Annotated in this window: 10 protein-coding genes; 5 read left to right on the top strand and 5 right to left on the bottom strand. The window is 48.3% G+C overall.

The features are described from left to right. Window positions 1-19 precede the first annotated feature (19 nt). Entirely contained in the window at window positions 20-3,052 is a 3,033-nt protein-coding gene (locus C7460_RS18790) for a cadherin domain-containing protein (RefSeq protein ID WP_170148103.1), read from the top strand. Next, window positions 3,049-4,425, top strand: a complete 1,377-nt coding sequence (locus C7460_RS18785) for a PorP/SprF family type IX secretion system membrane protein (RefSeq protein WP_115869677.1) — start codon at window positions 3,049-3,051, stop codon at window positions 4,423-4,425. The genes C7460_RS18790 and C7460_RS18785 overlap by 4 nt, the downstream gene beginning before the upstream one ends. 250 nt (window positions 4,426-4,675) lie before the next feature. Here C7460_RS18785 and C7460_RS23865 read toward each other — a convergent pair whose 3' ends face one another. The 3 genes from C7460_RS23865 to C7460_RS18775 all read right to left on the bottom strand — a co-directional run bounded on the left by C7460_RS23865 (window position 4,676) and on the right by C7460_RS18775 (window position 9,103). Next, a complete protein-coding gene (locus C7460_RS23865) occupies window positions 4,676-4,843 on the bottom strand; it encodes a hypothetical protein (RefSeq protein ID WP_170148102.1) in 168 nt (55 codons plus the stop codon). 184 nt (window positions 4,844-5,027) lie between these two features. After that, window positions 5,028-5,489 carry a hypothetical protein gene (locus C7460_RS18780; RefSeq protein ID WP_115869676.1) on the bottom strand — a complete coding sequence of 154 codons (462 nt, stop codon included), beginning with the start codon at window positions 5,487-5,489 and terminating at the stop codon, window positions 5,028-5,030. Then, window positions 5,489-9,103 (bottom strand): hypothetical protein, encoded by a 3,615-nt coding sequence (locus C7460_RS18775; RefSeq protein ID WP_115869675.1) that lies wholly within the window; start codon window positions 9,101-9,103, stop codon window positions 5,489-5,491. Before C7460_RS18775 ends, C7460_RS18780 begins: the two co-directional genes overlap by 1 nt. Before the next feature lie 283 nt (window positions 9,104-9,386). On the opposite strand from C7460_RS18775, the gene C7460_RS23560 reads away from it, so the two are divergent. Then, entirely contained in the window at window positions 9,387-9,557 is a 171-nt protein-coding gene (locus C7460_RS23560; RefSeq protein ID WP_221409581.1) for a hypothetical protein, read from the top strand. Window positions 9,558-9,849: 292 nt separating this feature from the next. Here C7460_RS23560 and C7460_RS18770 read toward each other — a convergent pair whose 3' ends face one another. Continuing rightward, complete coding sequence (locus C7460_RS18770; protein ID WP_115869674.1) at window positions 9,850-10,737, bottom strand: MBL fold metallo-hydrolase; 888 nt, start codon at window positions 10,735-10,737, stop codon at window positions 9,850-9,852. A 134-nt stretch (window positions 10,738-10,871) separates the two neighbouring features. On the opposite strand from C7460_RS18770, the gene C7460_RS18765 reads away from it, so the two are divergent. Then, on the top strand, window positions 10,872-11,354 hold the full coding sequence (locus tag C7460_RS18765) for a PaaI family thioesterase (RefSeq protein ID WP_115869673.1): 483 nt from the start codon (window positions 10,872-10,874) through the stop codon (window positions 11,352-11,354). An 88-nt stretch (window positions 11,355-11,442) separates the two neighbouring features. Then, the gene (lgt, locus tag C7460_RS18760) at window positions 11,443-12,219 is read left to right on the top strand and encodes a prolipoprotein diacylglyceryl transferase (RefSeq protein ID WP_115869672.1); all 777 of its coding nucleotides are present in this window, start codon (window positions 11,443-11,445) and stop codon (window positions 12,217-12,219) included. Here lgt and C7460_RS18755 read toward each other — a convergent pair. After that, window positions 12,216-13,094, bottom strand: a complete 879-nt coding sequence (locus C7460_RS18755; protein ID WP_115869671.1) for a diacylglycerol/lipid kinase family protein — start codon at window positions 13,092-13,094, stop codon at window positions 12,216-12,218. The genes lgt and C7460_RS18755 overlap by 4 nt on opposite strands. Between the last annotated feature and the right edge of the window lie 7 nt (window positions 13,095-13,101).

Raw genomic sequence — 13,101 nt, 5'->3', positions numbered from 1 at the left:
AACCTTAAAGCAATTTGAGATGAAAAAATTAATAATTCTGACATGCCTGGGTATGCTCCTATCGGTGGTACTCACCGCCCAATCACCTGATTGGGAGCAGCCTACAGGCTATCAGTACTCCATGAACTTTACAGGGGTGCTGGTAATGAGCGGCGAAGAGTCGCGTGACGAAAACGATAAGGTGGCCGCATTTGTAGACGGAGAAGTCCGTGGTGTGGCTCAGCCGGTTTACGAGTCCAATAACGACCGTTATTATGTATTCCTCACCGTCTTTAGCCAGCAGGCAAGCGGGGAGGAGGTGACTTTTAAAATGTATGACGCCAGTGCCGATGAGCTATCCAATGCACTGGATACAGTTGATTTTGAAAACAATGGCTCATCGGGTACGATCAGTAGTCCAACAGTATTTCGTGACAACCACACCCCTACAGCGATAGAGGTTTCTACGGATGAAGTATTCGAAAATACCGTAGTGGGCGAAACGGTGCTGACTTTTACAACAGTAGATGAAGATGCCGATGATAGCTTTACCTATGAATTGGTGGAGGGAGCAGATGCCACACACAACTTTTTGTTTGCCATCGAGGGAAATGCGTTGCTGTATGATTCACTGCTGGATTTTGAGGCGTTTGACTCCAAATCCCTTTCTATCCGTATGCGTGCTACTGATTCCCATGGCGAATCAGTGGAGGAAGTCATAGCACTGCAACTAATGGATACGAATGATCCGCCCACGGCCATTGTAAATGTAGCTACTAGTGAAGCGAATGGAAGCTTTGCAGAACATGCTGATCTGGGTACCGAGGTGTTGGTTTTCCGAACGGAAGATCAAGACGCACGTGATAGTTACACCTACGAGTTGGTAGATGGAGTGGGAAGTACCCACAATGATTTGGTGGCCATCAGTGGTAGCAGTCTTCAGCTAGCTGCCGACATCAACTATGAAGATCATACCGATGGACTGAGCATTCGAGTAAGGTCTACGGACAGTGGTGGACTGCAAATGGAAACCATTTTCACCCTCGACATTACCGATATCAACGACGCTCCGGTGAGTGTGGTGATCAATCTTTCGGCCATCGATGAAAACCTGCCCGAAGGTGATGTGGTGGCAACCTTGCTAACCGAAGATGAAGATGCCGTGGACCAGTTTACCTACAGCCTGGTGGCTGGGGAAGGTGATGCCGACAATGAGCTGTTTACTATAGCTGGAGACCAACTAAAGGTAGCAGCCCTCATCGACTATGAGACCAACCCGGTGATCAATGTACGCCTGCGCAGTACGGATAAAGATGGAGAGCAGGTGGAAGGAGCTTTTGAATGGCAGGTAAACGATCTCAATGACCGCCCTATTCGTACGCATGTGAGCGAAACACGTATCGCTTTTGATGTGGAGGATGGAGACATCATCGCCAAGTTTTCTACTGACGATGAAGATGAAGCGGACACCTTTTCCTATGCATTTGTGGAGGGTACCAATGACAATGACCTCTTTCGGATAGAAAGTAACCGGCTGCTAGCCAATGCGGATTTTGCCAGCCTCACCGGGCCTTTCGAAACGGAGGTTCGGACTACAGATGCACGAGGGTTGACGATAGACTCGGTCTATGTTTTTTCGCTGGCATCTATCGCATTGAGCAATCAGTCGCTAGCAGAAAATGAAGCTACAGGTACGGTCATCGGCCAATTTTCTACCGCTGGATCCGGCAACTATACCTACACGCTGCTCAGCGGAAAAGCAGACAATGACCGCTTTAGCATTGACCAGGATCAGCTGCTAAGCGCCCAGACTTTTGATTTTGAGAAACACAGTACTTTCGAAATTTGGGTGAGATCTACAGGAGATAATGGCTTTGCATCTGAGCGTTCATTTACCATAGCCATCAATGACGCCAATGATCCTCCAGAGCAGATAGAACTATCGATGAATACCATCGAAGAAAACCTTGAATCTGGGTCTGTGGTGGGTGTTTTTACTACGCTCGAACAGGACAAATCCGATACTTATACCTATGAGCTTGCGGACGGTGATGACTACTTCACGATCGAGGGAGCCCAGCTAAAAACCCGCACACCCTTCAATTTCGAGGAGCAAGACAGCTACCCGATCAACGTGAAAACGACTGATGCCGGAGGCCTTTCTACCACCGCTGAATTTGTGATTTCGGTTATTGACCAGCCGGATGCTCCTGATGATCTGCTGGTTTCCAACCTGTCCATCGATGAAAATGCAGCAGCGGGCACCATTGTGGGTGAGCTCTCTACAGTGGATCAGGATGCCAACAGCACCTTTATCTATCAGCTATCGGGCGTGGATTATGAGTCCAATGAGGCCTTCTACATTCAGGGAAACCGGCTGATCGCCAGTAGAAGTTTTGATTACGAAACCAAAAATGCCCTGACCATCAAGCTTTCTACCACAGACCATACAGGACTGGTGTTGGAGAAGGATTTTGTGGTAAACGTGCAGGACGTAAACGAAGCTCCCATGATTTCCATTCAGGAGTTCGAGGTACTGGAAAACAGTGAGAATGGTACGCTGATAGGTACGCTACAGGCATCAGACATAGATGCCGGGCAGTCGTTGACGTTTTCTCTGACAGAGGATGAGCCGGCGTTTTCTCTGGCTCCCAATGGAGACCTCACGGTCGCAGGCCAGCAGGCGCTCGACTATGAAACGCGAGATTTTTACAGCTTGCAGGTGACTGTAACCGACGATGGCACTCCGGCGCTGACCAACAGCACATGGGTGCAGGTTTTTGTATCTGATGAGCTGGAGGAGGGCATCTTGCCGGTCAACAACTTTTTGAGCCCAAATAGCGACTCGAAAAACGACTACTTTGAAATCGAGAATGTAAGCCTCTATGCAGGCTATGTGTTGACGATTTACAACCAAAACGGTAGTGAGGTCTTTCGCTCGGAAGCTTACGCAAATGACTGGTCTGGCACCAATCAATCCGGTGAAGCACTGACACCTGGCACTTATTACTACCGCTTTGAGCATCCCGAAAACCCTATCAACTACCGTGGAACCCTAACCATAGCCAAATGAAAAAGCTAAATCTAATCTGTCTACTAGTAGGCCTGATGACTGCCGGAGCAGTCCATGGCCAGAGTTTGTACAACAATCACCTGTACACCAACAACCTGTATAGCCTCAACCCGTCCTTTGCAGGTAACCATGAGGACCTCTCGGTGCGTTTTCAGAGTGCGCTCTACCCATCATCTACCTATGAGGCACCAGAGTTTATTTCGGTCTTTATGGAGGCGGCATTTTTTGAAAATCTGGCCGCAGGGGGAAATTTCCACAAAGAAGTGGTAGGTAGTCAGGAGCAGACTTTTGGTCAGGCATCGCTGGCCTACAAGGTGGGTTTTGCCGATGGAGGAAAGCTTGGGTTTGGATTGGGGCTGGGGTTTTCCAGCGTGCGGATTCAAACTGAAAAACTGAACCTATCTCCTTATGTAGACCGGTCAGATCCGGTGCTGGCGCTAGATGACATCTCTCAGGATGAGCTTAGACTGAGCTATGGCATGAGCTATCTGTGGCGCGGGCTGGAGGTAGGTGCCGCCCTGCCCAATATGCTGAATGGTCAGGACCTGAGGTGGCAGGAGGCCAACTTCCACGCCGGTTATACCCATCAGTTTGGAGCATCGGCCTGGAAAGTGCGGCCCAATGCTGCGTATTTCACACGAGTGGAGCAAAAGAATGTATTTGATGCGGCCCTGCAGCTCATCTGGAATGACCGACTCTGGGCACAAGGCGGTACGCGCACCAACGGAGCCCAGCATGCGGGACTGGGTATCAACTTGCCTAATATTCAGCTGGGCTACGTGTTTGGGTGGTCTACGGGAGAGGTTTCCAGATTGCTACAAAATAAGCATGAGCTGATGATCAGCTTTTCGCTGAGCCGTCACCACAATGTGAAGCTAGGCAACAACCGCCTGGCGGCAGAGAAAAACGAGGAGGAAAACTACCGAAACCTGATGAACCGCTTTGATCACCTCATCCGCCGATATGACGAAGTGGCGCATGAGCAGACCACTCAATCAGAACAAAAGGCATCCAAACAGGAGGAAGAGTTGGAAAAACTCAATGAAGAGCTAGCCATTCTCAAAAGCCAGCTGGAAGACCGGGATCATACGATTGTGGTGAAAGATGAGCTGCTGTCTGACAAAATAGAAATCAAACAAGGACACTATGTGATTGTGGCCACGTGCCGCAGGCTGATTTGTGCTGAAGATATCACCAAAGACTTTCTCAGACGAGGAGTGTCTACGGAACTGGTGCTCAATCGGGCCAAAGGCTTGTACTACATCACTTCGGGTTTTTATGAGGACTATCAGGAAGCATTGAAGGCCATGATGCAGCAGCGAGAAGCAGGTGTGGAAGATGCCTGGGTGCTGGTCAACGATTTTGAAGAGTAATACACAGCAGGTGTATTGGTTAGGTGCCATTTCGGTGGCAAAAAGATGAGCGCAACTTACTCACAATTTCCGTTGGCGCACATCACTGGTTGGTTAAGGAGGCCTGTGGCGGGCCTCCTTTTTTACATAGCGTACCGTTCTTCTTTTAAGTTGCACACAAAATCACTGATGGCATGCTTGTGCGCGTCCTCTTTGCGATAAGCTACGTAGTGCATGCGTCGCAAACCTTTTGGCCCAAGTCGGGCAAAACTTACTTCATCTGGTAGCTGAAATCGTCTGAGTGCCCATTTCGGAAAGGTGCGCCATTGTACTCAAAGGTGAGCTCCTGATCTGCATCATCTTTGGCTATGACCGGGTCGGGGGTGCCTTGCTTGAGGGACTTCCACGAGGTGCGAAGGGTCTCCCCTCCGATGGTCACCGTGGGGTAGTCGGCAGCTAGTTGGGAACTCCTTCCTTAGAAAGGAGAGTCTAGTAAACGAACTATGTATTCTTCGTTTTGAGGAAGATATGAAGAAGGATCACAAGCGAACGCTTGCTCTAGGTGGGGTATGATCATGGAAGGGAAAAAAGACAGAGTTGAGATAACACCCTTAGCCAAGCTGCTATGCATGGTTCGCTAATATCCCCTTCTTAAAATCATCATAGATGGAAAAGGCTTCTTGTAAGATGGATTCAATATCATCATAACCCTTGAACATCGCTTTAGATACTTTCTTCTCTCCTTCTGTCATTAGTTGTACTAAAAACCCCCATGGGGCAGAACTTTTAATATCTCTACCTTCATGAATCACGGATAATCCAAAGTCAAATGAGTTAAACCTTATCGTGAAGCCAAACTTTAGCTTAAAGCCTGACAGATCTTCTTCCAAGTAAAATTCTTTAGACTTTGAATAATTTATCGGATGCCCTATTTTTTTTGCTATTTGGAGCACACTATCATTTTGACAATTAAAAGATTCATCTCTCTTATTGTATCGGTTTGACATATTATCATATCTTGATATGAAGTCAATGTCTTTTAGTATTTGCTCAATTTCCCCTTGTAAGAAATCCTCTTTGTTCATTATTCAGGTACAAATTTTAGTGTAATTCCTTTCTCTGATGCAATTTGGGTATATCTATCAATATCAAAGAATGATCTGTTAGACTCTGGAATTTCCAAAATCAATTTAGCGTCATTTGGAATAGCTTGGTCAAATAAGCTTTCATAACCAGGCTTCTGAGACTTTATGACTCTTGGCGGAGCGTATTTTTCAATGAGTTCGTCGAGATATTTTCTAAATGTTGATTCACTAACATCTACCAAATCTGTTGCTTTCCTTGATACCACCTCTTTAGTTATTGGATTATAGCCATCCAAATATTTCCCGTTATCTAGGTAGACTTCCCAAAATGGATACCACTCTTCATCCCATGCCTTGCGATTGAAGTTATTCCCTCTGGCCAAAGGCGAGTCATTCAACATGTAGTCCCGTGTATGATTCCAATCCGCTCTATCCCTCGGAGGCTTACCTTCCCTGGCTTTTCTGGTCAGGTAACTGGCATAGTCACTTTCTAAGGCATTATCCACAAACTTGCCATTATCGCCAATCTTGCTTACATAATCGTCAAGGAATTTCTGAGGATCTGATTTAGACATCAGCAGATTCTCAAAATATGCTGCATCATACCCGTCCTGCTTTAGGGCTTTATTTAATACATCAAGATTATCCATGTTTTTGGCAAGGTCATCAAGCCCTGCTTTTTTAAAGGAACTCCACGCATCAACGCCAGCCTCACCTTTGCTACCGATAAACTCAAGAAAGTCTTCCTTCTGAAGACCCTTCAGGAAATCTCCTGAGTTTTCAAAACTATTAATTTTGTTAGCAACCTTCAAGAAGTCCAGCTGGCTTTCCATCTTTCCAGACAGACTGATCAAGGGCTGCATACCAGCATCCCCATGCTTTCCGGCCAGTTCTAATACGCCAACCTGCAGATTATACCAGGCCTCTGGGTTCCCCGTAAAACTCTTTTTGGCACCTCTAATCAAAGCTTCCATCTCAGTGGAAAACTGATCTGAAAGAACCAGCGTAGAACGTATCGATCTGGAGGTTTTAGCCACTCTGACTATCGCCTTAACCCCTACGACCACACCACTAGAGACTATTGCAATTGACGATAGTACCGCAGCCAATCTATCTCCTTCTACATAATAAACCACTGCATTGACACCATCAGCAGCCATACCAAGCAGAGGTATGAATCCGGCCAATTCCAACGACGCATGTACCGGATCATCTTTGATTGCCTTCCAAATCTCAGCAAGTCTCATCACCTCTGATGACGGGTCTAGCTGATTTTCGGAGCTTAGTTCAAATCGTTCCCAAACTGATCCAGTCCATTTGAAGTAATCATCCCCTCCGTCCTCATGGTTATGTACACGATAGATATAACCTGTCGCTTCTCCAGCTTCATAACCTTCAACAGCACGAGAATAAGCGAACATAACCCCGTTTGGGTCTGCGGGGTTTACGATGACAAATCCATTGACCAATAGGTCATTATAACTGGGAGAAACTGTGGCCAATTCAATATCCCGTGTACAACCTTTGTCTATCCGTATCCAGCCCTGCGTTTCTTGATTTCTCAATGAAATAGCACTTGTGATAACTGGGCCTGTGGCTTGATAGTCGTCTTCAGAACTGTAGTTGGAATGTGTGATATAGCCTGAATGGATGCCTAAAAAGCAATACTCGTCTTCAGCTCCAATCACCACCATGCTTTCAGTTCTGGCTGGTGCAGCTGTCACCTTAAAACTGGCAGGATCGCTGCCATTTAGTTTGTACCCATTGAATATATACTGACCATCAACCTTAGAAAAACTCGAACTATATATGTCCGCTCCATCCTTAAATGCAAGGAGCACACCACGTGGGATTCCTAAATCATATGTGGTTCCTTCTTGATCCTTTATGGAACCAGTAAATGAAGGAACGATGGTTTTCGGAAGTTGAATTGGCTTCCCGGCAGGAGAAAGAAATACTACATCATTGCCGGTAAACATATCATCATGGACAAAAACATCTTTGCGGCCCAGATAGTCAACAAACAATGTTATATCTGTATACGCCCCATCCTCTTCATCATCAAACAAAGTCGCAACACTGGCCGGATCGTGGACATAGTCCCACTGGTATTTGTAGAGCTCCTTGCCTCTGGAGTAGTCCATCAGGTTGTCTGTCTGGCCTTTGGGCAGGCCTTTTTCGGAGAAGGTGTGCTCCAGTCGGTATACACCATGACCAAGCTCGTGTGCGATGGTCTTGGTCAGCGCTTCAGTGCTCTGGCCATTGGTGAAGACAAAACCCCATTGCTTTTTACGTGGCATGTAGCCCAGCTTGCTGGTGTTCTCCGCTTTGGCAACCAGAAAGACATAGTAGGTGTCTTTGGCACGCTGGTGTTTGGAGCGGAAAGCTTTGATCAGGGCGTTCATCTCCCCGGTGTAGTTGGACAGCATGCCGGTCTGCCCATCGTCCAGGCCATTGCCGTCTTCGTCCCAGCCTGTGAGGGTCTGGTTTGCCATCACTTCCACCTGCCAGCTGGCTACTGCCGGACCATAGATCTCGTTGAGGCGGGCTTGTAGTTGGCTCTGGGTAATGCCTGCCCCCGCGCCATTTACCGGCACGATGGTCACTTTGGTCAATACCTCCGCATAGCTGACCGTCTGCAGGACGCCTGCGGTGTATTCACCTACTTTGGCAACCAGCTCACCGGTGGAACCATCTGCCCCGCCTACAGGCTGGAGGGTGTAGGTACCTCCGGTGCTGCTGCCCGTTAGAGGGGCGCCATTGTACTCAAAGGTGAGCTCCTGACCTGCATCATCTTTGGCTATGACCGGGTCGGGGGTGCCTTGCTTGAGGGACTTCCACGAGGTGCGAAGGGTCTCCCCTCCGATGGTCACTGTGGGGTAGTCGGCGGCTAGCTGCTCATGAATGGGCGCATCAAAGCCGTACTTCTGATCTGTGGCTGGCTGAAAGGTGACCGGAGTAATGCTTTGGGCTACCGGATCGGTCTGCTGCTCCACCCGCTGCAAGGCAGCGATCATGGCGCTCACCACTGTCTCGCGGGCTTCTTTGGGCTTGGCATAGACGGTGCTGCCCAGCTGCTGGTCGCTGGTTTCTTTGGCGATCAGCTCTACTTCTTCTTCACTGAGGTCCAGTAGCTGGTATACTTCCGTGGTTTTGCCCTCCAGCTTGAGCTCTACGGTATAGCCATCGTCCTGAGGGATGAACAGGATGTGAGCGGCCAGTAGCTGATCGGTGGAGGTGTTGTTGAGCTTTTTGAGGCGGGTGTTGCGGAATACTCTGGGCCAGAGCTCGTCGCTATCGATGTAGCCGATGGTGAAGACTTCTATCTGGTTGCGCTCGGCAAAGCCTGTGGCGAAGGCTTCCAGTCGTTCGTCTTTGGCGATGTTTTCGATCCCTACCGAATGCATGAAAGCATCCAGGTCGGTGAGCTGGCGCATGAGGTCACGGGCGCGCTCTTCACTGATGGTGACCGGGTCTAGCTGCCCACCATCGGCGGGATAGTCCTGGGCGGTAAGTTGAAAACAGGTAAGAAGCACCAGAAGTGGCGCTAACAGGTGCTTGAGGGAAGGGTATAACTGTAGCCTTTCCCAGGTTTGGCGATAGTGAGTAAGCATGGTTAAGCTGGTGATAACGGTTAGTTAGCTCAGCTAAACTAATACCTACCGGTGAGAATAGCAATTTTGGGGTTTGGTGAGGGTAAGAGTAACCTTTCTTGTTGGAGACAACTCCAACAACGGCAAAAGTCTCATAAGTCAATTGGCAAATAGCAAAATGCAAAAGGAGCTCATACAATCCTATATCTAACAGCACCTCGCTGCAACCAGAAACCTTGGAGGTTTTTAAAACCTCCAAGGTTTGACCTGCTATAAAAAGTACCTTCATCATTTCTTTAGCCTTATGAACTATTTGGAGCGAGTACCAGACCAAACCGCTACACTGATCAGCAGTCAGTTTAGCGTGGTGGTGAACGATTTCTACATGGTGGTGGATGACTTTCGCATGGTGGTGAGCCATTTTCTCGTGGTGGTGAGCGACTTTTGTATGGTGGTGAATGACTTTTACATGTAGGTGAGCCATTTTAGAGTGGTCGTCAGCCATTTCTAAATAGTGGTCGGTGATTTTAGTACGGTCGGAGGTGATTTTTTGTAGGGTGGAACTGGTCGGGTCACCTTGGGTTGGGGTCATCCTGAATGGGGAAGACCGGTCGGATCTGATCCTTCGACAGGCTCAGGATGACCCGACCGACATGCTTCTATAGTTCTGCATGGTTTTGTTCTAGTTTTCGAGACTGGGCGTCCCCCAACTCAAACTGACAAAACCAACAGGCTGGCAGATCGGATCATCATGACAAAACCCAGTTTTAATCCTGACTTTTCTTTTTCCAGTACCTGATTAGCCCTGCTACGCTCATCCAGCTGGGGTTTGCAGCTTCATATTGTTTTACACCGTGTTCGGATACGCCTTTGCCTCGCAGCTGCTCTGCGGTGTACTCAGAAAACTGTGGGGTCAGCGCCTCGGCATTCATGCCTTCTTCCCAGTGTTTTTTGATGTACTGTGCCCAGTCTTGCAGGATGTCACGCAGCTCATGCACATGATGTCCTATTTCGGTGATCTGGCCATAGTGCGTGAGGTACAGCGTTTGAGCTTTACGCTCTAGCAAGATGTCCAAAGACTGGTTCCAGTCTTCCAGATTGATGTCTGGCGGTGGGCACGGAGGTACCACAGGGCCATCACCAATTTTTACGCCAGCCACATCTCCGGTAAAGATCAAATCATCCAGCTCCCAGGCAATGTGATGTTTGGCATGACCAGGGGTATGCAGTGCCGTGAAAGTGGTATCTCCTATCTGAATGCGCTCCAGGTGGTTGATGGCTTTTAGCTGCTCGCCAGGGATTTTTTCCATTGCACCCCAGAGCGTTTCCATCTGGTCTCCATAGATCATTTTTGCGGAGTTGTACAGCTTGGTGGGGTCCTCCATGTGGCTGCTGCCAAAAGGGTGGACGTAGATTTGAGCGCCGTGTTTGGCAAAAGCCCACGCTGCCCCCGCATGGTCAAAATGAATGTGGGTGAGCAAGACGTGCTTTACATCTTCGGGTGCATAGCCATGCGTCTTCAATGCAACAACTAGCGGTTGGTAAGTGGAGTGAGGCCCGGTTTCGATTAGGACTGGTCCTGCACTGGTTTCGATCAAAAAGGCAGCTATGGCATGGTCGATGCCCTGAAATTGTAGGTCGAGAACGTGAATCATAGGGTGTGTTTTATGGGTTATTCGCTGTGAGGCTCCTACGTAAGCCCGGAGGTTAAAGTTAACCCTTCTGTGCTTTTGGCTGATGAATCATTTTTATCTTTCGGGCACAAAACAACACGAAACCCCTATCAGAAATGAGTAAAGATTACTTTCAGCTGCACATGCCAGAAAATGTATGCTTCGGATGCGGAGTGAGCAACGAGGAAGGCTTGCACGTAAAAAGCTACTGGGAAGGAGACGAAGCGGTATGTCAGTGGGAGTCCGAAGAAAAATACCACGGCTGGGCAAACTTGCTAAACGGTGGCATACTGGCTACTATCATAGACTGCCACTGCATGGGCACGGCCATGGCCGATGCATATCGCAAAGAAGATCGTTCGCTAGACTCGGATCCGGTGTATCGATATGCTACCGGCACGCTCAACATCAAATACCTAAAGCCCACGCCAAATGACAAAACCATTGAACTTCGCACAAAAGTGACGGAGGTAAAAGGACGGAAAACGGTGATGCACTGCAGGTCTATAGTGGAGGGGGTAGTGACTGCCGAAGCGGAGGTCATTGCGATTAGAGTGTATGATAGCAGTCAGGACCAGGGTGGGAATCCTTTTAAATAGCAGCATTTGAGTCCAATCAATGTGGATAAAAATTGATGTGGAGCTGCTATGAACGCCGTATATTTAGCTACAAAAACTGACAGGCTAAATGCATCCAGAACTATTTTCCATTGGTGATTTTACGGTCCATACCTATGGCTTTCTGATCATGGTGGGCGCCATGCTCGGTTACTTTTACATGGCTCATACAGCCAAAAAAGACCTGGGCATTGAGCCGGAGCGCATCGAAAACCTGGCCTTGATTGTCATTGTAATGGCCTTTTTAGGTGGCAAGGTCTTTTTCTATCTGGAGGATCCGGCTTACTATTTCGGTACGCCCTCCAATATGCTGAAAGGCTTCCGCACAGGATTTACCTTTTACGGTTCGCTACTTTTCGTGATACCGGCCGTGGTGTGGTATTTCCGAAAGCTGAAATGGCCGCTTTGGCCAATGATGGATCGTATTGCTATCGCAGGATGCATTATTCACGCTAGTGGGCGGTTAGGGTGCTTTTTTGCTGGCTGCTGCCATGGAGTACCTACCGATAGTTGGGTAGGAGTTTCCTTCACGGCCGCTGCCACACAGGCGGATCCCGTGGGTGTGCCCCTTCACCCTACGCAGCTTTACTCAGTCACGCTCATACTGACTATTTTGGTAATACTCGTCCAGCTGAAGCGTCACCAGCGCTTTGAAGGACAGCTGTTTTTGACCTATGTGAGCCTTTATGCACTGGGCAGAGGCGTGATAGAAATCTTTCGTGGAGATGAGCGTCGTGGGTTTATCATCGATGGCTGGATATCACATTCACAGTTTATCAGCCTGGTAGTGATATCAGGGGCTGCAGTACTCTACTGGTATCTCAAAAAGAAAAAAGCCACAACTTAACTTCTCACCCGCACTTTTAGGGCCTTTGGCAGCACGCTAAACTCAAACGGTGGGTGTTCGAAGTATTCTCCATCAATGTGCGCTTCCAGGCGCGGGTTTTCTGCTATACGTAGCGATTGGGTTTGGTAAAGTTTGACTTTCTTGAGTTTGTGGTGACTTCCAGATTGCAGGCGGTGGATGTTCATAAAGCGTCCCAATCCCGAAATATTGCCCACTTCACACACATCCAACAGGCCATCTGTAGTATCTGCATGAGGAGTGAGCTTGAAGCTGCCGCCGAAGGTGGTGCCATTTGCCACACAGAGTAAGATGAGGTTTTTGCTTTTGGATTTATTGTTTACCTCAAAGGTGTATTTGCGGGCGCTATAGCTGGCGAGTATTCGGAGTACATAGTAGTAGTATTTCGATGCTCCCTTGAAAATACTTTTCCTGTTGAGCATATCCGCCACGATCTGTCCATCAAACCCTACGCCTACTCCATTCACAAATTTCCGTTCGTTGCATACGCCCAAATCGATGGTTTTTATCTGGCCTGTTTCCATCGTCTGCATGTAGTCCTTCAGGCTGCTGCCGATATTTAGCGTTTTGCTAAAGTCATTGCCCGTCCCATTGGGGATAATCGAAACAGGAATGTCGTATTTCAGGCCGTTTATGCATTCATTGATGGTGCCATCACCTCCCACCACTACCAAATCCGTGTAGGTTTTATCCAGGTAGTCCTCCACAGTCTTCCAGCCATTCTGACTTTGGGCCGTGAGGAATACATCGTATTTCATTTGTTTGGTGGTGCAATAGTCTACCAGCTCGCGCAAGATCTTTTCGAGATTGCGCGAGCCGGAAGCTGGGTTTGCCACTATAAAAAGTCGGCGATTCATCCGTTCA

This window comes from Marinoscillum furvescens DSM 4134, from assembly GCF_003386095.1.
In the GTDB taxonomy this organism is placed as follows: Bacteria; Bacteroidota; Bacteroidia; order Cytophagales; family Cyclobacteriaceae; genus Marinoscillum; species Marinoscillum furvescens.
This window is presented reverse-complemented; position numbering and strand designations above follow the sequence as displayed.

Coding starts and splice junctions, on each gene's coding strand:
- C7460_RS18790 (WP_170148103.1), top strand. CDS start 20: ATGAAAAAATTAATAATTCTGACATGCCTGGGTATGCTCCTATCGGTG.
- C7460_RS18785 (WP_115869677.1), top strand. CDS start 3,049: ATGAAAAAGCTAAATCTAATCTGTCTACTAGTAGGCCTGATGACTGCC.
- C7460_RS18780 (WP_115869676.1), bottom strand. CDS start 5,489: ATGAACAAAGAGGATTTCTTACAAGGGGAAATTGAGCAAATACTAAAA.
- C7460_RS18775 (WP_115869675.1), bottom strand. CDS start 9,103: ATGCTTACTCACTATCGCCAAACCTGGGAAAGGCTACAGTTATACCCT.
- C7460_RS23560 (WP_221409581.1), top strand. CDS start 9,387: ATGAACTATTTGGAGCGAGTACCAGACCAAACCGCTACACTGATCAGC.
- C7460_RS18770 (WP_115869674.1), bottom strand. CDS start 10,737: ATGATTCACGTTCTCGACCTACAATTTCAGGGCATCGACCATGCCATA.
- C7460_RS18765 (WP_115869673.1), top strand. CDS start 10,872: ATGAGTAAAGATTACTTTCAGCTGCACATGCCAGAAAATGTATGCTTC.
- lgt (WP_115869672.1), top strand. CDS start 11,443: ATGCATCCAGAACTATTTTCCATTGGTGATTTTACGGTCCATACCTAT.
- C7460_RS18755 (WP_115869671.1), bottom strand. CDS start 13,094: ATGAATCGCCGACTTTTTATAGTGGCAAACCCAGCTTCCGGCTCGCGC.